23 protein-coding genes are annotated in these 25,367 nt (G+C 47.4%); 2 read left to right on the top strand and 21 right to left on the bottom strand.

Annotated features, from left to right (window positions below):
* Nucleotides 1-4: 4 nt before the first annotated feature.
* Nucleotides 5-1,615 (bottom strand): sigma-54 interaction domain-containing protein, encoded by a 1,611-nt coding sequence (locus tag B9A32_RS12895; protein WP_084069850.1) that lies wholly within the window; start codon nt 1,613-1,615, stop codon nt 5-7.
* Nucleotides 1,616-1,861: 246 nt separating this feature from the next.
* The gene (locus B9A32_RS12890) at nt 1,862-3,043 is read right to left on the bottom strand and encodes a hypothetical protein (protein ID WP_170923815.1); all 1,182 of its coding nucleotides are present in this window, start codon (nt 3,041-3,043) and stop codon (nt 1,862-1,864) included.
* A 514-nt stretch (nt 3,044-3,557) separates the two neighbouring features.
* Here B9A32_RS12890 and B9A32_RS12885 point away from each other — a divergent pair.
* Complete coding sequence (locus tag B9A32_RS12885) at nt 3,558-4,778, top strand: isocitrate/isopropylmalate family dehydrogenase (protein ID WP_084069848.1); 1,221 nt, start codon at nt 3,558-3,560, stop codon at nt 4,776-4,778.
* Nucleotides 4,779-4,984: 206 nt separating this feature from the next.
* Here B9A32_RS12885 and B9A32_RS12880 read toward each other — a convergent pair whose 3' ends face one another.
* The 15 genes from B9A32_RS12880 to ffh form a co-directional block, all read right to left on the bottom strand.
* A complete protein-coding gene (locus B9A32_RS12880) occupies nt 4,985-5,914 on the bottom strand; it encodes a methylenetetrahydrofolate reductase (RefSeq protein WP_084069847.1) in 930 nt (309 codons plus the stop codon).
* Nucleotides 5,911-6,579, bottom strand: a complete 669-nt coding sequence (locus tag B9A32_RS12875; RefSeq protein ID WP_084069846.1) for a methylenetetrahydrofolate reductase C-terminal domain-containing protein — start codon at nt 6,577-6,579, stop codon at nt 5,911-5,913. The genes B9A32_RS12880 and B9A32_RS12875 overlap by 4 nt, the downstream gene beginning before the upstream one ends.
* A gap of 35 nt (nt 6,580-6,614) precedes the next feature.
* Nucleotides 6,615-7,055, bottom strand: a complete 441-nt coding sequence (locus B9A32_RS12870) for a hydrogenase iron-sulfur subunit (RefSeq protein WP_269749025.1) — start codon at nt 7,053-7,055, stop codon at nt 6,615-6,617.
* Nucleotides 7,052-11,494, bottom strand: coding sequence for an FAD-dependent oxidoreductase (locus B9A32_RS12865; protein WP_170923814.1), 4,443 nt, complete (start codon nt 11,492-11,494; stop codon nt 7,052-7,054). Before B9A32_RS12865 ends, B9A32_RS12870 begins: the two co-directional genes overlap by 4 nt.
* A gap of 11 nt (nt 11,495-11,505) precedes the next feature.
* Nucleotides 11,506-12,390, bottom strand: a complete 885-nt coding sequence (locus B9A32_RS12855) for a methylenetetrahydrofolate reductase (protein ID WP_084069842.1) — start codon at nt 12,388-12,390, stop codon at nt 11,506-11,508.
* Nucleotides 12,391-12,967: 577 nt separating this feature from the next.
* Nucleotides 12,968-13,831, bottom strand: a complete 864-nt coding sequence (rsmI, locus tag B9A32_RS12850; RefSeq protein ID WP_084069841.1) for a 16S rRNA (cytidine(1402)-2'-O)-methyltransferase — start codon at nt 13,829-13,831, stop codon at nt 12,968-12,970.
* Nucleotides 13,828-14,199, bottom strand: a complete 372-nt coding sequence (locus tag B9A32_RS12845) for a YraN family protein (RefSeq protein ID WP_084069840.1) — start codon at nt 14,197-14,199, stop codon at nt 13,828-13,830. Before B9A32_RS12845 ends, rsmI begins: the two co-directional genes overlap by 4 nt.
* A gap of 22 nt (nt 14,200-14,221) precedes the next feature.
* A complete protein-coding gene (locus tag B9A32_RS12840) occupies nt 14,222-14,821 on the bottom strand; it encodes a ribonuclease HII (RefSeq protein WP_084069881.1) in 600 nt (199 codons plus the stop codon).
* 11 nt (nt 14,822-14,832) lie between these two features.
* On the bottom strand, nt 14,833-15,180 hold the full coding sequence (gene rplS / locus B9A32_RS12835) for a 50S ribosomal protein L19 (protein WP_084069839.1): 348 nt from the start codon (nt 15,178-15,180) through the stop codon (nt 14,833-14,835).
* Between the two features lie 219 nt (nt 15,181-15,399).
* Complete coding sequence (locus tag B9A32_RS12830) at nt 15,400-15,978, bottom strand: RNA methyltransferase (RefSeq protein WP_232367150.1); 579 nt, start codon at nt 15,976-15,978, stop codon at nt 15,400-15,402.
* Nucleotides 15,965-16,774, bottom strand: a complete 810-nt coding sequence (trmD, locus tag B9A32_RS12825) for a tRNA (guanosine(37)-N1)-methyltransferase TrmD (protein WP_232367149.1) — start codon at nt 16,772-16,774, stop codon at nt 15,965-15,967. Before trmD ends, B9A32_RS12830 begins: the two co-directional genes overlap by 14 nt.
* Nucleotides 16,774-17,280, bottom strand: coding sequence for a ribosome maturation factor RimM (gene rimM / locus B9A32_RS12820; protein WP_084069838.1), 507 nt, complete (start codon nt 17,278-17,280; stop codon nt 16,774-16,776). Before rimM ends, trmD begins: the two co-directional genes overlap by 1 nt.
* A 3-nt stretch (nt 17,281-17,283) precedes the next feature.
* Nucleotides 17,284-17,514 (bottom strand): KH domain-containing protein, encoded by a 231-nt coding sequence (locus B9A32_RS12815; RefSeq protein WP_084069837.1) that lies wholly within the window; start codon nt 17,512-17,514, stop codon nt 17,284-17,286.
* A gap of 53 nt (nt 17,515-17,567) precedes the next feature.
* Nucleotides 17,568-17,822 (bottom strand): 30S ribosomal protein S16, encoded by a 255-nt coding sequence (gene rpsP, locus B9A32_RS12810; RefSeq protein WP_084069836.1) that lies wholly within the window; start codon nt 17,820-17,822, stop codon nt 17,568-17,570.
* A 15-nt stretch (nt 17,823-17,837) separates the two neighbouring features.
* Nucleotides 17,838-19,163, bottom strand: a complete 1,326-nt coding sequence (ffh, locus tag B9A32_RS12805; RefSeq protein WP_084069835.1) for a signal recognition particle protein — start codon at nt 19,161-19,163, stop codon at nt 17,838-17,840.
* Nucleotides 19,164-19,277: 114 nt separating this feature from the next.
* On the opposite strand from ffh, the gene rlmN reads away from it, so the two are divergent.
* Complete coding sequence (gene rlmN, locus B9A32_RS12800) at nt 19,278-20,327, top strand: dual-specificity RNA methyltransferase RlmN (RefSeq protein WP_084069878.1); 1,050 nt, start codon at nt 19,278-19,280, stop codon at nt 20,325-20,327.
* Here the strand turns inward: rlmN and B9A32_RS12795 are convergent.
* From B9A32_RS12795 to B9A32_RS12780, 4 genes are all read right to left on the bottom strand, one after another.
* Nucleotides 20,318-21,313 (bottom strand): DUF814 domain-containing protein, encoded by a 996-nt coding sequence (locus B9A32_RS12795; protein ID WP_084069834.1) that lies wholly within the window; start codon nt 21,311-21,313, stop codon nt 20,318-20,320. The two genes, rlmN and B9A32_RS12795, sit on opposite strands and share 10 nt — an antisense overlap.
* Nucleotides 21,314-21,404: 91 nt before the next feature.
* Complete coding sequence (locus tag B9A32_RS12790) at nt 21,405-21,767, bottom strand: Hpt domain-containing protein (RefSeq protein WP_084069833.1); 363 nt, start codon at nt 21,765-21,767, stop codon at nt 21,405-21,407.
* Nucleotides 21,768-21,896: 129 nt separating this feature from the next.
* The gene (locus B9A32_RS12785; protein ID WP_084069832.1) at nt 21,897-22,517 is read right to left on the bottom strand and encodes a hypothetical protein; all 621 of its coding nucleotides are present in this window, start codon (nt 22,515-22,517) and stop codon (nt 21,897-21,899) included.
* Between the two features lie 825 nt (nt 22,518-23,342).
* Nucleotides 23,343-25,190, bottom strand: a complete 1,848-nt coding sequence (locus B9A32_RS12780) for an acyl-CoA dehydrogenase (protein ID WP_084069831.1) — start codon at nt 25,188-25,190, stop codon at nt 23,343-23,345.
* Nucleotides 25,191-25,367 lie beyond the last annotated feature (177 nt).

The raw sequence follows: 25,367 nt of genomic DNA, 5'->3' as shown, positions 1-25,367 counted from the left end.
GAACTCAACGATCCATGAAATCAACCCGGCTCAAACCATGTTTTTTAATTTTATAATGCAGCAATTGGCGTGAAATGCCCAGAATAGAAGATGCCCGGGTCACATTTCCCCGGGAAGCGGTGAGGGCCTCCTTTATGGATAACTTCTCCTGCTCGGCCTGATTCCGGGCCAGGGGAATTTTCACATCACCGGATTCCGATGATAACCCAGGCTCCGATGGCAGTGTCCGGGAAAATCCATCACAGGGAGCATTGCCTTTTCCAGAAAAAGGGCCGTCAGAAGAATAATTCTGAAATTCAGGCAGCACCCTTCCCATTTCCGGCCTGGAAGATGAGGCAGACGGTGTTGCATTGAATCTAATATTTTCACCGGGTGTACGGGGGGAATCCCCAAGGCCCTCCCAGCTTTCCATACCGGTTGAAAAATGGTTAATTTTTAAAACGTTCTCATGCCCTGTCATGTTCATGGCTCCCTCAATGAGATGCTCCAGTTCGCGGATATTCCCGGGCCAGCCATAGGTCATGAAAAGATCCATCACTTCAGGGGAAACTTCTTCCACACGGGTACCCAAAAGGGTATTTATTTTCTCAATAAAATGGAATACAAGTTCTGTCATATCCTTTCTCCGATCCCTCAAGGGAGGCAATTTAAGCAGCACAACCCCCAGGCGATAAAAAAGATCCATTCTTAACAAATTATTATTGACAGCTTGACGGGGATCATTGCTGACAGAACTGATTATTTTGATATCCACCGGGCTTTCCTTTGTGGATCCCACACGACGTACAGACTTTTCCTGGATCACCCGCAGCAATTTGGTCTGGAGGGCAATGGGCATGGAGAGTAATTCATCCAGAAAAAGAGTTCCTCCATTGGCCATTTCAAACAATCCGGCCTTATCAAGGGCACCGGTGAATGCCCCTTTGGTTGTTCCAAACAGCAACCCCTCCAGCAAATCCTGTGGAATGGCAGCACAATTCACCGCCACAAACTTTTTTTTATTTCGCCAGCTGTGGTTATGGATGGATTGGGCAAACAGTTCTTTACCGGTACCGGTTTCTCCCTGGATCATAATGGGAGAAGACGATGACGACGCCTTTCTGGCGGCACACACCATTCTCTGGAAATCGGGACTGTTGCCAATGAGGTCGGCAAAGGTATAGTGGGTACCGTTTCCCAGATCTGTGCGGCTTTGTGTAATGGAAGCCATGGGGGTGGATGCCTGAAGCAATTCATAATCTTTCACAAAGCAGATGACGCCGTTTACGTCATCACCTTTTAAAAGGGGGTATACACTGGTGATGGTGTTGGCCACCTTACCGGAACAGGTACGATAAAAAAAAGTTCTGTTTTTAATGGAGGCCCGGCGATGAACACATTGCATGACCATACTGGTGTGATTGTTCAGCTCATAGATATCCGTGACTTTCAGCCCCACAACATCCCGGGGATTTAGACCGTCTATTTTGGACTGGGCATAATTGTAAAAAGCGATGGTTCCCTTGGTATCTGTAATAAGGACCCCGTCATCCAGACGATCCAATACAGATAAAAAATCAATTTCTCCCATTTCCAATGGAAAACGAAATCCTCGATCATGATGTTGACTGGTCATTCTTTAATCCTTGTCAGCATTGAATCAACTTTCCTGAAGACATGGCAATATCAATCATGCGATGATTCAATGGAACAACCCTCACCATCACATCCCCCTAAAAGCTGTCAACTTTGAAAGCAAAATCCATTTTAAATGAACCGAATTGTAAGAATGTTCGTCATAAAAGTCAATGCTCAATATTTTATTCAATGACTGTTCAGCCATGAATTAGCAGTGGACTTTAAACTTCAAGGCACTATAGAATCAGCACTGTTTTTTTCCATGGGTTGTGTACCCGCACCCATAGCATCGAGCCGCCTCGGCAAGGGCAGACGGGGTATCAAAAGTTTGCTCCATCATTTTTTTACCATCATCAACAAAACCACTTTCTACATAAAGGGGATCCACCCTCACAGCAGAGGGAAACCCTGTGCAGTCGATATCACTTTCCGCCACCACACAGGAACTTGCCCGGCTCCGTTCTCCCAACAAATAAATATCCATGGACTGGGCCGTTCCATTACCCACCCGGGAAATTTCCACAGATTCGCGGATGGCACTGCTGCCTGTATCAAAATAGGCATATAAGCTAATGGCCGCTGTTTTACCGGAAGCCACTGCATGGGAAATGCTCTGGATACCGTTGTACCACCCTCCCCCGTATAACACAGGAATTTTCCCCAATTCCACGGTCACATTTCCCAGTTCAATGCGCCGGGGATGCTTCCGGGTCTGGAGCGCTCCATGGAGAGTGGTGTTTCCATTGCCAAGACATTGGGAAAAGGTCATGGACTGGGAAATACCCGAGCCCACCACCACAGCGTGATATTGGGACACCAGGGCATTGGCAAAATCCGGAGACAATGAATGTCCACATTTAATCTTCACCCCCATCTCACGAATTCTGTTAATTTCCATGTTAAGAATTGTTTTCGGCAGGCGTGACTCCGGGATGCACCATTGGGACGAATGGGCAGGTGACGGCGCGGAATCATACACATCACATGAGAATCCAAAAATCGTAAGAAAATAAGCTGCAGACAACCCGGAAGGCCCTGTCCCCAGAATTGCAACACGTTTCCCATTTAATGGAAGTTTCTTAATTGACGGAAGAAACTCGCGGTTCAGCGCAAGATCCCCCACAAACCGCTCCATGCAGTGAATGGCGATGGCATCGTCCTGGACTGTACGATGGCAGGCGGTTTCACAGGAGTGAAAACAGATGCGACCGCAGGTGGATGGGAAAGGATTTTCCAGCGTAAGGGTTTCAAAGGCGCTTAAAAATTCCCCCTGGCATACATGATGCTGCACTTTTGGAATATCAATCCCGGCGGGACAGGCGGCACTGCACGGTGCAACACTATGCTGAACAATGGTTTTAACGGCGTGGAGGTTATAACGCTTTGTGGTGCTCATCGATGGCTCATCGTATACGGCATCAAGCATGGTGCACATCCCCCAAATCAAAATTTAATTCAATTAATATATAACCTAAATTTTTTGAACTATATTTAGTAAGGCTAAACTTTGTTTGCTTAAAGTTAATATTGCCCATACTAATGCCATGTCATGACAAATATTGCAATAGGATTTTTTGAGATTTGGGCTTGATTTTTATGTACGTCACAGCGTTTAAATGGCTCTTCACTTTTCCGCTCCTTGCAGGTCGCTCCAAAACCTGATATTACAAACAAAAATAACGAATTGAGGGTATGCTTCATTTCCAGTTTACATTTCTCTGGAAAACATTCTCGTTTTTCAGGGGAAATTGATCAAAAAGTGTAAACCGCTTCTAAGAGTGTATGAAAGATGCCGAATTGAGCATACTTCACCCACATTTAACAAAGGAGTCCCGTGACAATAAAAGGCATGATTTTTTATTTATATTCCTCTAAAATTCAGTGGGTTCCAAATAAAAAGAAAAGTCATTTATTTCCATGCGGCTTCTAAGGGAGAAAAAATGAGTAAGTATATAAATATGTTTGAAGGTGACTACAATCCCTTTGATGCCCTGTTCAACCTGCTCACCCAGGAAAAAACACGGGTTGAAAAGGCCATCCAGACCCGGGGACAATTTAACCCCGTTGCTTTGAGTTCCAAACGACCGCTTAAAATCGGATTCGCCCCGGGGGACGGCATTGGCCCCATTGTGGCAGAGGCGGCCCGCACCATCCTTGAATCGCTTCTTTCCAAAGAGATTGCATCTGGAGATATTTCTGTGGTGGAGATTCCGGATCTTACCATAGAAAAAAGGCTGGAGCTGGACGTGGTGGCCCCTGAGACTTCCATTGATGTCATTGATCAGTGCGACGTGATTTTAAAAATGCCCCTGGAAACCCCGGACAGTTCCAAATATCCCAATGTGCCCAGTGCCAATGTGTGGATGCGCCAGTACATGGATCTGTTTGCCTGCCAGCGAAATATCAAAAATGATGACATGGGAATTAATTTCACCGTGTTCCGGTGTAACCTGGGCACTCCCTACCAGGATGCAAAATCCGCCGGAGTTTCAAGTATCAACGGCCGGGAAGAGTATGCCATGTGCTTCTGGCCCCAGGCAAGAATTGATATTGAGCGTCTCACCCACATGGCCTGCCTTCATGCCGTGGAAAGAAAATCAGGGGGGGTGGTGCTGAATTTTAAAGACAATGTGATTAAGCCGGATGCCGCCGCTCTTAACTGGGCCAAGGCCTACATTGATGCCAATTTCCCGGATCTTGACTATTTAAGCGTAAAACCCGATGATTTTTCCTACACCTTGACCCAGACGGAAAAACTCAATGCCATGAAGGGCGAAAAAACAGGAAAGGAATTTCCCCTGACAACCTTGGTGTGCAACAATATCGTGGGGGACATGGCAGGGGATGAGGCCGGAATGTATGTGGGGGGGATCGGCGGCGTTGGATCTGCCAATTTGTCCTTTACCCAGGGAATGTTTGAGGCAGGCGGCGGCACCGGTACCCGCATGATGCAGGAGAATAGAGGGCATTTTTCTTCCCCTGTGGCCGTGGTGAAAGCCACAGGTGAATTGCTTGAGTTCATTGGGTATCCTGATCTGATGACCGCAGTATTTAAGGCAGTGGATGCCTTGACTGCGGCCGATCTGGTTCCCAATGGCGGTAAAAACGGCATTACCTGTCAGGAGGCCACGGCGTTTTTACTGAAACAATTGAAAAACTAAGAAGTAACCCATATATAATACCTTGGCAGGTTTTGTTTTAGAGCTCATTGCGTTCTATATCTTGGGAACATATGATGTTGCAATCACAATATATGCCAATAAATCAGGATGGCTTTAAACCGATTTCAAATTTGGCGAAGGTGTTGATATAGCACCCCCGGGTAAAATCCAATCCACCCGGGGGTTTTCGATAATACCCTTCCCTGCTACACCTCAGGACGGGGATAAAGCCCGCTGCGCTCCACAATTTCAGGCACTTTCTCCTCCCACTCAATGGCCATGACATGGAAACCTGCGATGCCCTCCACCTCTTTTAACCGTTGAATATGCTCAACGCAGATATCAATGCCTTCCTGGGCCTGTTTTTTCTTTTCCACCCCGGCAAGGCGGTCAATGATTTCATCGGGCACATCCATGCCAGGCACCCTGTTTTTCATGAATTTTGCCATGGGAGCTGACTTCATGGGGGTCATGCCGGCCATGATAAAAACCTTTTCATGGAGCCCGCGCTCTCTCACCCGTCGCATCCACTCCTCAAACTTAGCAATATTATAAATACATTGGGTTTGGATAAATTCCGCGCCGCAGGCAATTTTTTTGGCAAGACGGGGCACCCTTATTTCAAAGGGATCGGCAAAGGGGTTGGCTGCGGCCCCCACAAACATATTGGGTGGTCGTTTGATGTCATCTCCCCCCAGAAATTTTCCTTCATCCCTCATGTGCCTGACGGTCTGAACCAGTTGCATGGAATCCAGATCATGGACATTCTGGCCCTGGGCGCAATCACCAAAACTCTGGTGATCGCCGGAAAGACACAGCACATTGTTAATATCAAATGAGGCGGCCCCCAAGATATCACTCTGAAGGGCCACCCGATTGCGGTCCCTTGTTACCATCTGAAGAATGGGCTCAAGCCCCATCTGTTTTAAATGAATACAAGCGGCAAGTGAACTCATGCGGGTCATGGCGGTCTGGTTATCCGTGATGTTCACCGCGTCCACGTGATCTTTGATCATAGCGCCTTTGGAGGTAACTGCTTCAGGGTCACTTCCCCGGGGGGGACCGCATTCTGAGGTAACAGCGATGTGCCCCGATTTAAAAACCTTTTCCAGCTTACTTGGTGTGTTCATGCTCATACCTGTACATCCTCCCTTGCCACTGTTCTGGGCCCACCGGCCCGCTCCGTTGACCAGTCTTTGATGGGGGTGACAATCTCATACTCATCCATGCGATCAAGATCCCTTAACCGATCAATGATCAACTGCCAGGCACAGTCCACATCCTTGTTGATCTCACACTTACCGCCGGTGGATCCACCACAGGGGCCGTTCATCACCCTTTTGGCGCACCGGGATATGGGGCATATACCGGCGGTGTGGGCCAAGACACAGGAACCACAGGCCTGGCATCGTTCCGTCCACAATCCTCTTTTTTCCGTGGCCCCCAAAAAGCAGGTATTAACCCCGGGAATCAACGGGGTTGTATGATATTTTTCTGCCATGAACTGTACCCCCACGCCACAGGCAAGGGAGAGCACAGCATCGTAATTATCCATGATATCACGAATCTCTTCCAGATATTCATGATCACACTGCCGTTCCAGGGTTCTTTCATCAAAGTTTTTTTTACTGCCCTGCTGGATAAAATGCATTCTAAGGGCAGATGCCAGGACCTCCACCTCTTTTTTACCTCCGGCCTCGCACACGGTGACACATTCATTGCACCCCAATACCAGAATCCGGTCATAGGGTTTGACCGTTTCTATGATCTCTTCAATCGGCTTTTTATCAGCTACTATCATAATATAGAACCTCATTTAACAGGGTTATGTAAATTTCATGCAGCAGTCATTTGGGCTTTAAGGGCCGTTCCCACCGGACTTGGGCCAAGGGCCCTTATATGAGCATCCATTTCAATGGCGTACTGGGCAAACAAGGGCCCTTCACCGGAGGAGAGATTGTACATCCTGACCCTTTCTCCCCCGACCCCCACGGTATCCAGAATGGCTGCCACCTGCTCCACCCGTTTTCTTGCCCTGAAATTCCCGGTCTTAAAATGACAATCACCCTCCATGCACCCCACCACAAACACGCCATCAGCCCCTTTTTCAAAGGCTCTAAGCATATGAATCACATCCACCTTTCCTGTGCAGGGAAGCCGGATAATTCTAAAATTGGTGGGGCATTTTAATCTCATGGAACCTGCCAGGTCCGCAGCTGAGTACCCTCAGTAGTTACAGCAAAATGCCAGGATGACCGGTTCAAAATCAGTACTCATATTCCCCCCTCCAGCAAAGCTTCCACCTTGCTGAGCAATTGATTGTCTTCGTACCAGTTGAGCTTGATGGTTTTGGCAGGGCATTCAGACACACACACACCACAGCCCTGGCACAGGGCCGGATCAATATAGCTTTTTCCCTCCTCATTGATGCGGGGAACGGAAAATGGACAGGAACGAACGCAGATAAGGCATGAAGCGCAATGGTCCGGGTCCACCAATGCCGTCACCGCAGACAGGGTCAAATGATCCTGGGACAGATAGGTGGTGGCCCGGGAAGCAGCGGCCATGGCCTGGGCAATGGTTTCTGTGATGAGTTTGGGACTGTGGGCCGTTCCGCAAATAAATACGCCTTCTGTGGCCGCATCCACGGGTCTTAATTTCACATGGGCCTCAATAAAAAAACCCTCTGAGTTTCGACCAGTCTTAATGATGGTGGATAGCTCTTCCGTGTCCGCCGCCGTTACCCCGGCACTTAAGGCCACAAGATCTGCATCCACGGCAAGTTTTCGCCCCAACACATGGTCGGTAAAGGTAACGGTGATACCGTCTTCTCCTTTTTCCACCACCGGTGGATCTTCCCGGTCAAATCGGAAGAAGAGCACCCCTTTGTTCCGGGCGTCGGTGTAATATTGTTCCAGCATGGAATACATACGAATATCCCGGTAAAGGATAAACACATCAGCCTCGGGGTTAAGTTCTTTGATGTGCAGGGCGTTTTTAATGGCTCCCTGGCAGCACACCCGGGAACAATTGGGATTTTTCTCGTTCCTTGATCCCACACACTGGATCATCACCACCTGTTCCAGGTGACCTGCCCCCTTTTCTTCCAATAAATCCCCAAGTTCCAGCTGGGTGACAATGTCATCACTGTCTGCATACCCATACTCAGTTGGCACATATTCATTGGCACCGGTGGCCACAATCATGACCCCATGCTCAATTTTACGTTCATACATCCCCGGCCCCACCAGCACCTCTGTGGTGAAGTTACCTTTATATCCGGTGAAATCCACAATGAGTGCCTGCTTGAGCACCTGGATTTTATCGTGCTGTTCCACTTTCTGGGCAAGTTCACCCACAAATTTATGGATATCAGCCCCTTCAATGGTGTGATGCAATTTATTGCCAAGGCCCCCAAGGGTAGCCTCTTTTTCAAGGAGCACCACTTCAAATCCCTGGTCGGCAAGACCCAGGGCCGATGTCATGCCGGCAATGCCGCCGCCTATCACAAGGGCTCTCACCGTTACGGTGATTCTCTTTTCATGCAACGGTGTCAAGGTGGCGGCCCTGGCCACAGCCATTTTCACCAGATCCTTGGCCTTTTCCGTGGCCTTTTCCGGCTCATGGAAATGCATCCATGAATTTTGATTACGAATGTTAGCCATCTCAAACAGATATTTGTTCAAACCGCTCTTTTCAAGGGTATCCATGAAAATACCCTCGTGGGTCTTTGGGGTGCATGACGCCACCACCACCCGATTCAAACGGTGCTCCTGGATAATTTCCTTCATGATATCCTGGGCATCCTGGGAACAGGTGAATAGATTTTCACCGGTGTAAACCACCCCGGGTAATTGGTCTGCATACTGGGCCACGGCATCCACATCCACAATCCCGGCGATGTTAATCCCGCATTTACACACAAACACACCGATGCGGGGCTCTTCTCCTGTGATGTCCCTTTCTTCCACCACCTCCACACTGCGGGTGCAGGTATCCCTTGCCGCCACCAGGGCCATGCCTGCGGCACAGGCAGCCCCGCTTGCCTCGGTCACCGAAGAAGGAATATCCTTGGGTCCCTGGAAAACACCGGAAACAAATACGCCCGGCCGGGTGGTCTCAAGGGGATGAAATGGAGAAGTTCTGGCAAATCCGTAAGCATCGGTTTCAACACCCATGCGGGCGGCAAGCGCCCTGTTTTCTTCGGGTATTTCAAGGCCCACTGAAAGGATAACCATGTCAAAGGTCTCTTTTTGCATGGTTCCTGCTTCATCCACATAGTTTAAAATAAGATTTCCTGTGGTGCGATCCTCGTCCACACTATGGACCCGGGATTTCACAAACCTTACATTTTCCTCATCTTTTGCCCTGAGATAATATTTTTCATAATCTTTACCAAAGGTTCTCATGTCCATATTAAAAATAGCGCAATCCAGGGGTTTTTCCGAATGTTCCTTGGCAATCATGGCATCTTTGATGGCGTACATGCAGCACACCGACGAGCAATAACCATTGCCGCAACGGTTGGTATCCCTGGAACCAATGCACTGGAGCCAGGCAATTTTTTCCGGCTCTTTTTCGTCGGACGGACGCACCAGATGCCCCATGGTGGGGCCACCGGCACTTAAAATCCGTTCAAACTCCAGGCTGGTCATCACATTGGGCGAACGTTTGTACATGTAAATGTCGTCAAGCCCTGAGGGATCAAAGGGTTTACTGCCCGAGGTCATGATCACCGATCCCACATCAAGTTCCCGGAAATGCACTTGCTGACAATGGTCAATGGCCCCTGCCAGGCAGGCATCTACACATTGATAACATTCAGAACAGATACCGCAGGAAAGACACCGGGTGACCTCCTGGAGCACATCGCCTTCGTCAAGTCCCATGGCCACTTCTTTAAAATTCCCTTCGCGCTGTTCAACGGAGAGTTTTGAGGCCTGGACCCGGGGCATCTTTGGTTCATTTGCCACATCGGGTTTTTCAAATTCAAAGGTCTGCTCCCTGTCCAGGGCCAGATCTTCCCCCTGGATATAGCGATGGATACTTTTGGCTGCTTCTTTTCCACAGGCCACGGCATCCACCACAGATTTGGGACCATAAAACACATCCCCCCCGGCAAACACCCAGGGGATGGGGGTTTGAAGCGTTACAGGGTCAGCCTCAATACCCCCCGGAGGTGTCAAGGCAATGGACTCTTTTTCAGCAAAGGGCAGCTCTGCCATCTGACCAATGGCAATGATCACATGGTCAGCATCCAGGGAGATGAGATCTGTGGCATCATACTGGGGATTGAATCGACGATTTTCGTCAAAAACAGCCGTGCAGCGTTTAAACTCTGCCCCAGATACCCGGCCGTCCGTTTCAATGAACCGCACCGGCCCCCGGCTGTTGACAATCTCAACTTTTTCTTCCAGGGCCTCTTCCACCTCATAATCCCAGGCTGGCATTTCATCCCGGGCCTCCAGGCACACCATGGTGACATCCCGGGAACCCAGACGCCGGGCCGTCAACGCCACGTCCACGGCCACGTTACCGCCACCGATGACAACCACTTTTCCATCCAGTTCTGCGGCTGTTTTCAGGGCAGATTCCTGTAGAAAAGTAACCCCTTTCTGCACACCGTTAAGAGATTCCCCCTCAATGCCAAGACCCCGGCTGCCATGAAGTCCCGTGCCCAGAAAAAGGGCCTGATATCCATCGTTTTTAAGGCTTTCCAGGGTGATATCCTTTCCAAATTCCACCCCGGTTTTAATCTTAACTCCCATTTTTTCTATGACATCAATTTCCCGGTTTAATTCCCCATTGGGTAACCGGTACTCGGGAATGCCCACAGCCATCATACCGCCCTTCACCGGCAATTTTTCAAACACCGTTACCCCATACCCTTTTTGGGCCAGATAATAGGCGGTGGTCAATCCCGCAGGGCCTGAACCCACCACAGCAATTTTTTCATCCCTTTTTTCTTCTATTTCCGGGATATAAGGATCATCCGATGCAAAATCTTCATCAGCAAGAAAGCGATGGAGATATTGAATGGCCACAGGCGATTCCACATCCCCCCTTGTACATTCAGATTCGCAGGGGTGATGACACACCCGGCCACAGGAGCCGGGAAAAGGGTGTTCATCTTTAAACAGCTTTAACGCTTCTCTGTATTTGCCCTCGTTGATCAACGCCACAAACCCCTGGATACTCACATGGGCCGGACAGGTGGCCTTGCAAGGCGCTGTGGATCGTTTGGAAATGCCATAGGCGCCTGGGATGGCCTGTTCATATTGTTTAAATATGGCTTTTCTGGTGGCAAGTCCCTGGTTGTGCTCACTGGGAAAATCCACGGGGCATACCTTGGTACACTCACCGCAACTGGTACATTTTGAAATATCAATATATCTGGGATTTTCTTTGATACGGGCGGTGAAGTTACCCTGCTCGCCCTCAAGATCAATGAGTTCCGTGTTGGTTAACAATTCTATGTTCAGATGCCGGCCGACCTCGACCAGTTTAGGGGAAATCACTCACATGGTACAGTCATTGGTGGGAAATGTTTTGTCCAGCTGGGCCATCATACCGCCAATGGCCCAGGTTTTTTCCAAAAGGTAGACATAATAACCGGAATTTGCCAGATCAATGGCAGACTGCATGCCAGCGATACCGCCCCCCACAACCATGACTGATCCTGCAGGACTTCTTTTTCCATTTGCCTTATCCAACATGAGATTTCCTCCTAACCCTTCAAACCGTCCATGACACCCAGCACCTCGGGAAGCTTGTGCTCCCATCCCAATGTGGAAACATTCACACCGGCAAAACCTTCTTTTTTAACAGCTTCAATGGTTTCCCGGGCCATGCGGGTGCACTCTCTTACCTTGTCCGATGCCTTTAACACCCGATGCACAATGGCATCCGGCATATTCACATAATTCACATTTCTGGCCATATATCGGGCCATGCCAAGGGATTTTAACAGCAGCACCGTGGGAATTATTTTCGCGCCATAATTATCTGCGGTTTTAAAAAAGGGCTGGGTCATACTGAATTCAAACAAAGGCTGGGTGATGAAAAACTTAACACCTGCATCCACCATTTCTTTCATTCGGTCCAGCTCAACCTCCCGATCGGCTCCCCGCAAACAGGTATTAAGGGTGGCACCCTTTAAAAAATCAGGGGCACCGCTGAGTTCCACACCTGCCATGTCACGTCCCTTTTCCATTGATGAGATGCCCTTGAGAAGTGTCCCAAGGTCCACATCATACACCGCCTTTGCCGTGTGATGATCGCCAAAGCTTGGATCTTCTCCGGTGACCACCATCATTGCATTGATACCACAGGCTGCCGCTGCAAGAAGATCTCCCTGGAGGGCCAGTCGATTTCGATCGCGGCAACTGACCTGCATCACTGCGTCAACGCCATTGTTTCTAAGTACAACAGAGGCCCCAAGCGAGCTCATGCGCATCACTGCATTGGCCATTTCCGGAACAATAAATGCGTCGGCGATTCCTTTCACCCCCATGGCGCCATCAACCATTGTGGAAACATCTGTTCCTTTGGGAGGGTCAATCTGAACCAGACAGGTGAATTCACCCGCTTCAAACCTTCTTCTAAACTGCATACACACCTCCGAAAAAGTGGACCGAGTTAAAGAAAACAAAATTAAATTGTATGTTTTGCGAAATAACGACCATGACGAATCCACTGCCATGATGAGAAAATGAAATTCTGGATATATCTTTATGGTATTGTTTTTTTTATAAGAAAACCCCGATAAATCGAGAAATTTTCCATGCTATGTTGTGGCAAACTGAACTAAGAATAAGGTCTGCCATGACGATTATAGGGGAAACGGGGACTATCAACGCGGCAGGTACAATGCATCAGAGGAAAAAACGTTGAAATCAAGGCAGGAGATTCGCGAATCACCCATTTCCTAAGGGGGTTTTGGCACAATGACAATCAATTACTTATATTGATATTTTTATGCCTATTTATTAGTTGAACAAAGCCCTATTTGTCAAGAATTATTTAATGAATGAATTAAATTTTGCTCACTACACGTCAAAATTATCGTCAAATCATTAACAGGAAAACCCAGGTGAACCATGAGACCAGCCTCTTTCGGGTGAGGCATAACATGAGTGAGATGAAATAAAATGCTATTATGCCGATCCTGCGATGGGATAAAAATGAGATTAATTGCGCTTTAAAGTAATAAGTCGTTGATAAATTTCTTTGCGGGGACAATTTAATTTTCGCGACAGATGTTTGGCAATGCGGGCCGGGGATTCATCACTATCGGCAAGGGCCTGGGAAATAATATGATCCATGTCCCGGCCGGTGGGTACTGCCACAGGCTCTGGTGGTTCCCAGGCCACAAAGATGGCACATTCTCCCTTAACAGAGGGGCGGCTTTTAAGAATTTCAATTATTTGAGACAATGTCCCCCGGAGAAATTCCTCATGAATTTTGGTGATTTCCCTTGCCACCATGGCCGGTCGATCCCCCAGTATTGCCATCAATTCCTCCAGAAGAATAATAATTCGCCGGGGGGACTCGTAAAAAATCAAGGTGGCTTTTTCATTCTTTATGCCTTCCAGAGCACTTTGCCGTCGTCCTTTTTTTCGATGGAGAAAGCCCATGAACAAAAACGAATCAGATGGAAGACCGGATACGCTTAATCCGGCTATGGCCGCCGATGGGCCGGGAACGGGAACCACCCGGAACCCCTGGCGGGCCACTTTTTTAACCAATTGGTACCCGGGATCAGAAATGGTGGGAGTACCGGCATCGGAAACCAGAGCAATGCTTTGTCCCTGGGAAAGTTTTTCCAGAAAAAGATCAAGCCGTTGCAATTCATTGTGCTCATGGCATGAAATCACACTGTTTTTAATATTGTAATGGGAAAGAAGTCTGGCGGTGTGACGGGTATCTTCAGCAGCAATGAGATCCACTTCTTTTAGTACCCGGACGGCCCGAAAGGTGATATCTTCAAGATTGCCAACAGGAGTGGCCACCACAAAAAGAGTGCCGGTTTTTAATTGCATGGGTGTATTCATACATTCACCTGAAAGGCATTGGGGATAAGCTCAAAGGACGCATGACCATTTTTCTCCATCATGGCCACCACATCAAATCGAATGCGTGTGTCATGGAGGCGGTGCTGCTTGAGATAATGGGTGGCAGTGCCTATTATTTTTTGCTGTTTGGCAATATTAACAGCTTCCCGGGGAAGGCCATACCGGGTGTTTCGCCTGGCTTTTACTTCAATAAAAACCAAGGTATCTCCATGGGAGGCAATAATATCGATTTCACCAAAACGGGTGGCATAATTTTGCTCCAGTATGGTGTATCCCCTGGAACAAAGAAAGTCTGCCGCTTCAATCTCAGCCTGCTGTCCAAATAATTGTCTTTTGTTGTTTACCATGGGGATGCCTCCATATTGCTGCTCAGAACAAAAATTCTTTAACCCCCTTAAATGTCTTTCGATGAACCGGACAAGGCCCAAATTCCATGACAGCCTTTTTGTGCAGAGCTGTTGGATATCCTTTGTGACGGTCAAACCCATATTGGGGGTATTGTACATGGAGTTTTTTCATGATTCGATCCCGGGTCACCTTGGCAATGATGGATGCCGCTGCAATGGAGATGCTTTTGGAATCCCCTTTGATCACCGCCTGCTGGGGAAGAGAACTCTCTATGGTGAATTTTCCATCTATGAGAAGAAAGTCCGGTTTAAGGCAAAGCCCATTGGCAGCCCGAAGCATGGATAAAAGTGAGGCCTTCAAAATATTGACATCATCAATTTCTTCCACAGTGGCAATACCGGTGGAAACGGCAAGGGCCTGATCCATGATGATGTCAAACATTAAATCCCGCTTGCGGGGAGTCAGTTTTTTGGAATCATTGACACCGGAAGCCGTAAACCCCGGGGGAAGGATCACCGCTGCAGAAACAACGGGACCGGCAAGGGGTCCCCTGCCGGCCTCATCAATACCTGCCACAGACCGGTATCCGGCCTGCAGCGCTTTTTTTTCAAATGCCCACATGGCAGTCAAAATTAAACAGTACGTCTTTCTTTAATTCTGGCAGCCTTGCCCCGCAGATTTCTCAGATAGTAAATCTTGGAGCGCCGAACACGACCGCGGGTTACCACTTCAATTTTATCAATGGCAGGTGAATTCAGAGGGAAAATTCTCTCCACACCCACCCCGCCTGAAATTTTTCTCACAGTGAAACGGGCACCGGCCATTCCTTTGGTTTTTTTAATAACAACACCCTGGAATATCTGAATACGTTCCTTCTCGCCCTCTTTTATTTTTGCATGAACCTTGATGGTGTCCCCTGCTCTAAAATCAGGCATATCAAGACGCAACTGTTCCATTTCCAAACGTTGTAATACATCCATTTTTAAACTATCCTCCAAACACGATTTCTATTTTTTTATATGAAATACTCCTCAAATCAGGAGCGTATTTCAAGCTTTGTTGTGGGCTGACCAAGGTCAGAATACGGTCCGCCCGTGGCGGTTATATGAAACTCTCTGTAAATCCAGAGAAAGTTTCTATCTTTGTTGTGGGCAGAACCGGATCAAAATAAGGTTTGCCCGTGGTATTCATCCAGGCTCTTATGAACCCAGACATTGTCTATCATGGCAGATCCGATCCAGAATAATGGAAACCGCAGATCGCACCGAAAGATGATTATAGCCATTGATACCCTGCACCGGCTCCATGACAAAATCACAATTTTCTATGAACTCCAATGACATTCCCCAGGCAGTACCAAAGGCAATGACATGGGATGCATCACTTTCAAGCCGGTGGGCCATTTGCTTGATAGTTACGGCATTTTCATGGGAAGCTGCCGTGGTGGCAATGGTTACCACCTGGGCACGACGCTCATTTTTAATCTCTTCCACAGCATCTTCAAAGGTTGAAACCACCCGAATTAATTCCAGGGCCTGTTTCCGAAAGGGATTTAAAACACCCCCCATCCCCTCGGTCCAGTGAGCAATGACTTCGTGGGCCAGTACCTGCTGGTCCATCAGCGGCGTCACCACATAAAAACCCCTGACCCCAAAGGTAATGGCGGCCCTTGCAATGTCATGCATATCAATGGTGGTCAGGGCCGAGGCAATGGTATTACCTTTTTTATTGGATACCGGATAATGAATCAGTGCCAGATATAGATTATTCTTTGACAAGTGCTTCAAGCTCCCTGCACCATATTTTTAAACACGCTTTTTCCTCTGCTGATAACGTCTCTTTATGAAAAAGATCAGGTCTTTTAATAAACGTTCGCTTCAAAGAAGAAGAGCGACGCCATTTTTCTATCTCACCATGATTTCCGGACAAAAGTACCTCAGGCACCGTCATTCCCTCAAACTCAAAAGGACGGGTGTAATGGGCATGCTCCAGGCGATGGTTCTCAAAGGAATCCAGCTCGGCTGAAGATTCCCCCCCAAGCACACCGGGGAGAAGTCTTGTCACTGCATCCACAATAACCATGGCGGCAAGCTCCCCACCTGTCATCACATAATCGCCGATGGAAATTTCCTCGTCCACCTCACCGTGGTAGACACGCTCATCTATACCTTCATATCTCCCACACACAAAAATAAGATTTTCACCGGCGGCGGCAAACTCCCGGGCTCGACTTTGATCAAAGGGCTTCCCCTGGGGAGACATCAGCAATACCCGTGCATTACCGCGTCTGCTTCTGGCTTCATCAATGGCCCGGAACAGCGGTTCCGGTGTCATGACCATACCGCATCCACCACCATAGGGTTTGTCATCCACACTCTTGTGACGATCCAGGGTAAAGTCCCGAATATTAATGGTATCTCCGACAATTAGCTTTTTTTCCATGGCCCGGCCAATGATACCGTGATTGAAAAAAGAGGTAATAAGCTCCGGAAACAGGGTCAATACAGTGAACCCCATGCCATTGGGAATTCCGGTTTTTTTTTCTTGTTTCACAGCACTATTATCCAGAACCATCACAGACCTTCGGGAAGATCAACGGTCATGGTACGGCTTTCAAGGTCCACAGAAAGCACCACATGGGCAAGGGAAGGCACCAGCACTTCCCGGGTGCCTCCGGTGACCACAAACACATCATTACTTCCTGTTGCCATGACATGTTCAATGGTTCCAAGAACACCCTGGTTAATATCGTTGACTGTCATGCCAATGAGATCATTCCAGTAATAGGTATCATCGTCCAGATCCGGCAGATCTGCCCTTGGAATGAAAATATCCATGCCCACAAGGGTTTGCGCCGCATTGATATCCACATCCGCCAGCAACATGCGAAGTCCCTTTTTGTGGGAAGCTGTTTTAACAATAGTATGCCATTTTCCCCGGGACACCGACGGGCCCACAAAAATACGGACACCGCTGTCAAATGTATTGCTGGACGCTGCATGGGATTTTACCTTGATATACCCCTTTAACCCGTGGACACCGGTAACATGTCCCATGATCAGCAGATCCGCCTTATCCATTACTTACTCCACAATTTCCAGCACGGTACGTTTTTTGAGTTTTGCCGAGGCCGCACTTAAAATTGTCCTCATGGCCCGGGCAGATCTGCCCTGTTTTCCAATCACCTTTCCCAAATCCTCTTTTGCCACCTTCAACTCCAGAACAGATGTTTTGGTCCCCTCTACCTCAGAAACTTCCACAGCCTCAGGATTATCAACCAGCGCCTTTGCAATGTATTCAATCAGATCCTTCATAAATCCATCTCCTTTATTGGGGTGTTGAGAATTTGGGCGATTCACACAACTTATCAGGCAGGATTGGAACCAAAACCCTGTTTTTTCAACAGGCTTTTTACGGTGGTTGTGGGCTGTGCGCCTTCTCCCATCCAGTATTTGATTCTATCTTCCTTCAAAGTAACCGCAGCAGGCTCCACCATGGGATCATAGGTTCCAAGCATTTCAAGGAATCTACCGTCTCTGGGAAACTCGGAATCTGCTGCCACAATTCTGTAAAAAGGCTTCTTTTTTGCACCACGCCTTGCCAATCTAATCTTTACCGACATATCTTTCTTTTCTCCTTAAAACGGCAGCATGTTCTTTAATGAGCGCATGCCGCCTTTATTAAACTTCTTCACCATTTTCATTGTTTGGGTATAACTTTTGAGAAGCTTGTTCACATCCTGCACCGTGACCCCGCTTCCCTTTGCAATTCGTTTTTTTCTGCTACTCTTGATAATGCCATGATTTCTTCGTTCATCCGGGGTCATGGAATTGATAATAGCTTCAATTCTCACAAACTCCCGCTCATCAATGTTCATATCTTTGAGCTGCTTGGTATTCACACCGGGAAGCATACCAATGAGATCTTTGATGGAACCCATTTTTTTAACAGAAGCCATCTGATCCCGGAAATCTTCCAGGGTAAACTGATTTTTTCTCAACTTTTTTTCAAGGGCCTCGGCACCCTTGATATCCACAGCTTCCTGGGCCTTTTCAATGAAAGAAAGTGTATCTCCCATGCCCAGAATCCGTGACGCCATTCGCTCGGGATGAAAGGGTTCCAGGTCTGTTGATTTTTCACCCATACCGATGAATTTCAGCGGTTTTCCTGTCACCGCCTTGATGGAAAGTGCCGCACCGCCCCTGGCATCCCCATCCATTTTGGTTAAAACAATACCGTCCAATCCCACGGTTTCATCAAAGGAACCGGCAATATTAACGGCATCCTGACCAGTCATGGCATCTGCCACCAACAGAATTTCCGACGGATGAACCCCTTTTCTTATCCCTTGAAGTTCCGCCATGAGGGCCTCATCCACATGAAGCCGTCCGGCAGTATCCAGAATAAGGGTATCATACCCTTTTTCCCTGCCCATGGCAACGGCCTGTTCGCAAATGGCAAGGGGCTCCATATCCGTGGTTGAGGGAAACACGGGAAGATCCAGCTGTTTACCAATTTTTTTCAATTGATCGATGGCAGCGGGTCTGTATACATCCACAGGCACAAGAAAAGGTTTTTTACCCTTTTTTCTAAGATAAAGCCCAAGCTTACCGGCAGTGGTGGTTTTACCCGACCCCTGTAGTCCCACAAGCATGACAGCAGCAGGCTTACGACCTTCAAGATTAAGCCCCTTGTGTGAATCCCCCATCATCCGGGTGAACTCATCAAACACAATCTTGATAACCTGCTGCCCGGGAGTGAGGCTGTCCATCACCTCCTGCCCCAGAGCTCTCTCTTTTATATCGGATATAACTTTTTTTGCAACCCTGTAATTAACATCTGCCTCAAGAAGCGCCATGCGGACCTGCTTTAACCCCTCCTCAATATTCTTCTCGGTCAGGGTCCCGCGACCTTTGAGCTTCTTGAACGCCGAATTCAACTTGTCACTTAAGTTGTCAAACATGAATTAAAGTCACACCTCAAGCATTGATTAAAAATTCTTGAATTTAGTATGAATCCCGTGATAAGTCAAGGGAAAATCAGTACACAATAAATGAAAGGGATAAAACAATACATTATGGAAGATATAAAAAATTACAGTCGCAAAGCCCTGGAAAAATGGTTTGAAAACCAGGGCATGCGATCTTTTCGGGCAGGTCAGATTTTTAAATGGATTTATCTTCGCCAGGCAGACTCGTTTGAGGAGATGACCGACCTTGGCAAGGTATTGAGACAAACCCTTGCCTCTCATTTCTCCATCCCCCGCCTGGAACTTGAACGATCCGAAGTGTCAAAGGACGGCACAGAAAAACTGTTGTTCCGTCTGACAGACGGAAATTACATTGAATCGGTGCTTATTCCCCAGAAGGATCATTACACCCTGTGCATTTCCTCCCAGGCAGGCTGCCGCCAGGCATGCAAATTCTGCCTCACGGCCAAAGGCGGATTTCACCGAAATCTCACCTGTGCCGAGATTGTCTCCCAGGTGCGGGATGCCAGACAACACCTGGCATTGAAAAATGGCACAGCCCCGCTGTCCAATATTGTTTTCATGGGCATGGGGGAACCCCTGGATAACTATGAAGCTGTGATCAAAGCCCTTTCAATCATCACAGACAGTGATTACGGCTTGAAATTTTCCCCCCGCCGGGTGACCGTATCCACCTGTGGTCTGGTGCCGGAAATCCTTCGTCTGGGCCTTGACACCGAGGCCAATCTGGCCATATCACTCAATGCCACCCAAGACAGCACCCGAACAGCCCTCATGCCTGTAAACCGTCGATATCCCATGGCAAAATTGCTGGATGCCTGTGGCCGCTACCACATGAAACCCCGCAATAAAATCACATTTGAATATATTCTCATCAAAGGAATCAACGATTCAGATGCCGATGCCCATCGCTTGGTGCGACTGCTGGCACCCATCAAGGCCAAGGTGAATTTAATTCCCTTCAATCCCCATGAAAAGAGTGAATTTCAGCGCCCTTCCCCCGGGGATGTCAGCCGATTCATGCAGATTCTTCTGGACCGCCAGGTCACTGCCATTGTGCGAAAAAGCAAAGGTGATGACATCTCTGCGGCCTGTGGCCAATTAAAAGCCAAAATGGGTGAGTGCTGTCAAAGATAAGAAATCCGATCTTTCAAATCTACGGCCTTTAACACGGGAACCGTGATTATCTCCTCTTTTTTCCGGAACTGCACCACCACCTGGGTGGGCAGCCCCGGATCAGCCTTGGTGTATCCAGCACAGATGGAGGCAGCCAGACGTACCATCTCCTCATTCCCTCCGCCGGGCATGATGGTCAAAGGCCCCGGCAAACGGGCATGGCGCAGTCGGATATCCTTTTGGGAATCATACAGTTTGGAAATTTCATGATTTTCAGCCTTTGTTCTGCCCACAACAATACGGGTATCCGGAGCCAGGCGCAGATGGCGGCCATGGCTTAGCAGATAAAGATCCCGGGTGTCATACTTTTTTTGCACATCCATCAAATCCCTGAGCCGTTTGGAGAATCCTTTATCTGTCAACAGACACCCCCCGGCCGGGGCCGGATATCTGGTGACTCCCATTTTTTCTGCCAGGGCAATTTGTGTTTTTCTGGAACGGCCGGAGATGTCCAGTAATCTTTCCCGGTCCACCAGCCCTTCTTTTTCCATGGGGGTTTCCGGAAAAAGCCGGGCACTTAACGGACGAAGGATATGGCCCTTAAATCCGGAATTTTTTGCCACATAATTCATGGAATTTTTGGTCTGTGACATGGGCCGTTGCCCTGCCACCTCACCGCTGAACAGAAAATCAAAGCCCTCTTTTTCCATGACAGCGCCAGCCTGGGCGAACATCAATGCATGGCAATCCATACAGGGATTCATGTTTTTACCATAGCCTGCCGGTGGATTTTTCAACATTTCCATGTAAATATCCGTGATGTCTTCAACCTGAATGGGAATATTGTTCTGTTTTGATGCCTGTATGGCTGATTTTGGGGAAAAGAAAGGGGTTTTAAACGTTATCCAGGTCACATCAATTCCCTGATCTTTTAAAATCAGGGCCGCAAGGATGCTGTCAAGCCCACCGCTGGACAGCCCCAATGCACGCACACACTTATTTGTCATAACTTACAACTCATCCATTTATTTTTTGGCGCATTACTCATTAATAAATTTATTTTAGAAAATCGAATTCAGGGTTATCCCCAACTGAATGTTAACACTTTTTTCGTGACATCATAAACCGCACCAGGGCCTGGCACGCCATATTCAGGGAGTCAAGGTCTTCATCAACTGTGGTAAAATCACCTGATTTACCGGCAAGCTCAAGACGCTTTACCACATCCACAGCGGGCATTGCAGCCAGATATTGCAAGGTTCCCTTAAAGCTGTGGGCTGCTCGGTCAAGGGCAGTTGCATCCCGTGCCAGCACAGCTGACTCTATCTCCTTAAAAAACTCAGACCAAGTCTCAACAAAAACAGCAAAGCAGTCGTCCAAAAGCGCCATGTCGTTGTCCATAATTTCCATGAGCTCTTTTATATCAATCACATCAGATGCACCACACTGCCATTTTTCCATATATCCCCCACGGGCCACCCCTATTCTGAGACCGGATTACACCCAACAAAACATAAAGGTAAGCTTAGGCATACCATATTACAAAAGATTGTGTTTTGAGACCGCCAATATCCAAAGCCACCGGAGAACTTATTTTTTATCTTCCCAAAAAGCGCCGCGTTCATCTGTCTGCTCATCAAATTCTTCATCATCCACCTTATCCTTAAAAAACAAGGTTTCAAGATCCACATCGTCCCCATCGTCATCGGCCCAACCTTCCTTTTTGATGACAGAAGAAGAGGTATCTTGTTCTGGAGGCAACTCATCTAAAAGATCGTTAAGCTCCAAAACACCAGTATTATTAGCATCAAACTCTTCCTCAATGGAAGAAACCGTCGAATCTGGTTTCTTCATGTCTTGTTTCATTTTAGACTCTCTGGAAGAGGGCTGTGCCATGTATTTTTTTTCTGTTTCAATTATAGTTTTGGTCGAAGCGGCGATAGTGGAAGAATCAATCGGCTCCTTTTCACCAGACACCATATTTCCGTTTCGATCAACCAGAATGCTCACATCCATGGCACAGTGTAAATTTATTTTAAAGGCCACACTGTTCTCATGGAAAACAATCTCTCCGTCCTTTGACTCGATGGAGCAATGTTTCATTTTCTTTGTCACCACCTCCCTGATGGCATTCCAGTCAAGGTGGTCCTTGACAGCATCAAAAAATGCTTTTTCTCCGGACTGTATCACCTTTGTATCCGTAATTTTCATGCAGTACCTCTTTTAATCCACAACATTAACCCAAGTTTATCCCACGAAAAAAATTCTTACACATTATCTGCAAAATACTCAACAATCCATTTTTTATAAAAACATACAACCACAGGCACATGTTTCATTTTTCAACCAAACGAGCCAAGCTTACTCAAAATTCCTAATCTATCATACCCCATTGACACCACTAATCCCTACAAAATTAAAATTTTAAAATCCATATAATGCAGGGCATTCAGAAATTATTTTAAATAGCATTCAGCGTTTAAAGTTTTAACTGGTTTTATGACCCCAGGTCATTGAGAACTTATATGTATAGACAAAACAGATATATAGACAAAACAGACAGAGAACTTATGACTGACAAAAAGCTTAAGAATATAGTTTTATTGTAGCCATCCTTAGCCAATCTGAATCATCAAGGATTAAATATGTCTACATTTTTTGTGACCCTTTGTCCAGTGCATTATACCATAACTCAACTTTCGAGCTTCATTTCAAAGCCGGCATTTTTAAATGTACCGATGGGCTCAGTGTGCCAACGGGGTCAGACTTTTGTTATTGATGTTATCGACCAAGGCCTTTGCCAACGAAAAAAGCCTCGATAATGTCAATAACGAAAGTCTGACCCCATCACGAAATGCGAACACCGAAAGTTGAGACCATAAAAAACCCGACGCCTTCCTGAGACAAGGAAGGCATCGGGCAATTTATTTAAAAATGATATTATTGTTTTTTACTAAAAAAGAGTAGAAAAGTTCAACACTCTTTCATGTTTCATTATGGGCAAAACCGAATCAGAAGACGGTCTGCCCATGGCAGTTATTTGGAACCAAAAGAGGCTTCATGCATGTCTTCAACGCTGGTGTCAGCCTCGGCAATGGCATCCATTTTTGCCAGGGCTGAAGGCAGCAACGTGTTAATGAAAAAAGCCGCTGTCTGAATTTGTCCGGCATAATAAGCAGCATCTTTATTCTTTCCGGCTTTGGCAGCAACCACTTCAGGATCAAGCCCCCCTGCTTTTTTTGCAAGTTTGGGAGCAGCCACACAGGCCCGCCATAAAAGCATCCATGCCATGGTGAGATCACCGGTGATTTCCAGGAAGGGATGGGCAAAGGAATAGGCGTTCAAAACCTCACTGGAGCGGGCTCTTTTGCCAATAATTTCCGCTGTGGATGTATACTTTTCCATGGCAGCTTCCACCTTGAGGGCCAACGCTTCAACACCTTCAGTTGCCTTTGCTTCCTTTACGGTGTCTGCCATCATCTCAAGGAAATATCCAAAGGATTTACCCTTTTTCATGGCCAGTTTCCGCCCCAGAAGATCCATGGCCTGAATACCGTTGGTCCCTTCATAGATCATAAAAATTCTGGAATCTCGCATGAGCTGTTCCACGGGCAGCTCTTTGATATAACCATATCCACCAAACACCTGGACCCCATGACTGCATACTTCCAGGGCCTTGTCAGTGACATACCCCTTTACAATGGGGGTTAATACTTCAATGAGGTCGCTGTATTTCTCACGGTCTTCATCCGAAGTGGCAGTGGCTTTAAGATCAGCGCACTTGGCATTGAGGTACAGCAGGCTTCTCATGCCCTCCACCAGGGATTTCATGTTCAGCAATTGACGACGGACATCCGGGTGCTGGATGATGGGTACATTTTTTGCCCCGGGTTCCCGACCGGAGACCATATTTCTTCCCTGAACCCTGGTGCGGGCATAATCAAGTGCGTACATATAGGAGGCTGTGGCCACACCAAAGGCCTGGAGTCCCACAAAGGCCCTGGCTTCGTTCATCATGCGGAACATTTCCGGCATTCCTTTGTTAACTTCTCCCAAAAGAGTGCCGATGCTTTCGCCCTTTTCACCCAGTGTAAGGGTACAGGTGGCATTGCCGTGGATACCCATTTTTTCTTCAATACCGGTGCACACCACATTGTTGAAATCCCCAAGGCTGCCGTCCTTGTTGACAAAATATTTGGGAACCAGAAACAGAGAGATACCCTTTGTACCCTCTGGAGAGCCTTCAATTCTGGCCAATACCGGATGAATAATATTATCAACCAGGTCATGCTCCCCTGCGGATATAAATATTTTGGTGCCCTTGATGCTGTATGTCCCATCTTCATTAAGGGTGGCTGTGGATGTCAAGGCCCCCACATCGGAGCCAGCTTCAGGTTCGGTGAGCAGCATGGTACCGCCCCATTCACCGGAAAACATTTTTTCCATGTAAAGGGCTTTTTGCTCATCTGTTCCAAACTCTTCCACCAGCTTGGCTGCACCGTGGGTCATGCCGCTGTAAAGCATGAACGAAGGATTTGCACCCACCAGATATTCATTGGCAGCCAATCCCACCAGCTTGGGCATTCCCTGTCCACCCACTTCCGGATCATCGCACATGGCCAGCCATTCCCCTTCACAATAAAGCTTCCAGGGCCGTTTAAAGCATTCCGGTACGGTTACTTTGCCGTCTTCCAGGACACACCCTTCTTCATCTCCCGGTTTCTGTGTGGGAAGAATTTCCTTTATCGCAAGATTTCTTGCCTCAGACACAATGAGATCCACGGTTTTCTTATTAAATTCCGCAAACAATTCATCTTCAACCAAACCAAGTTGTTCATGGAGTACAAAATCAATGTCTCTACGGTCTGAAATCAACTGCGCCATAAGTTCATCTCCCTTTTTTTACATTTTTCTCGTTTATTTTTTTCACTACTGATAGTAATGTCCTAAGCCAAGAAAAGCGGAATGTCAACATATGGTTGATTCATTTTTTTATGGACTATAAGAGTATGATGTGATAGCCAAATATTAAGGTCCAATGTCAATTTTTGAATAGGAAAT

The sequence above is a fragment of the Desulfocicer vacuolatum DSM 3385 genome (genome assembly GCF_900176365.1).
Lineage (GTDB): Bacteria > Desulfobacterota > Desulfobacteria > Desulfobacterales > Desulfobacteraceae > Desulfocicer > Desulfocicer vacuolatum.
This window is presented reverse-complemented; position numbering and strand designations above follow the sequence as displayed.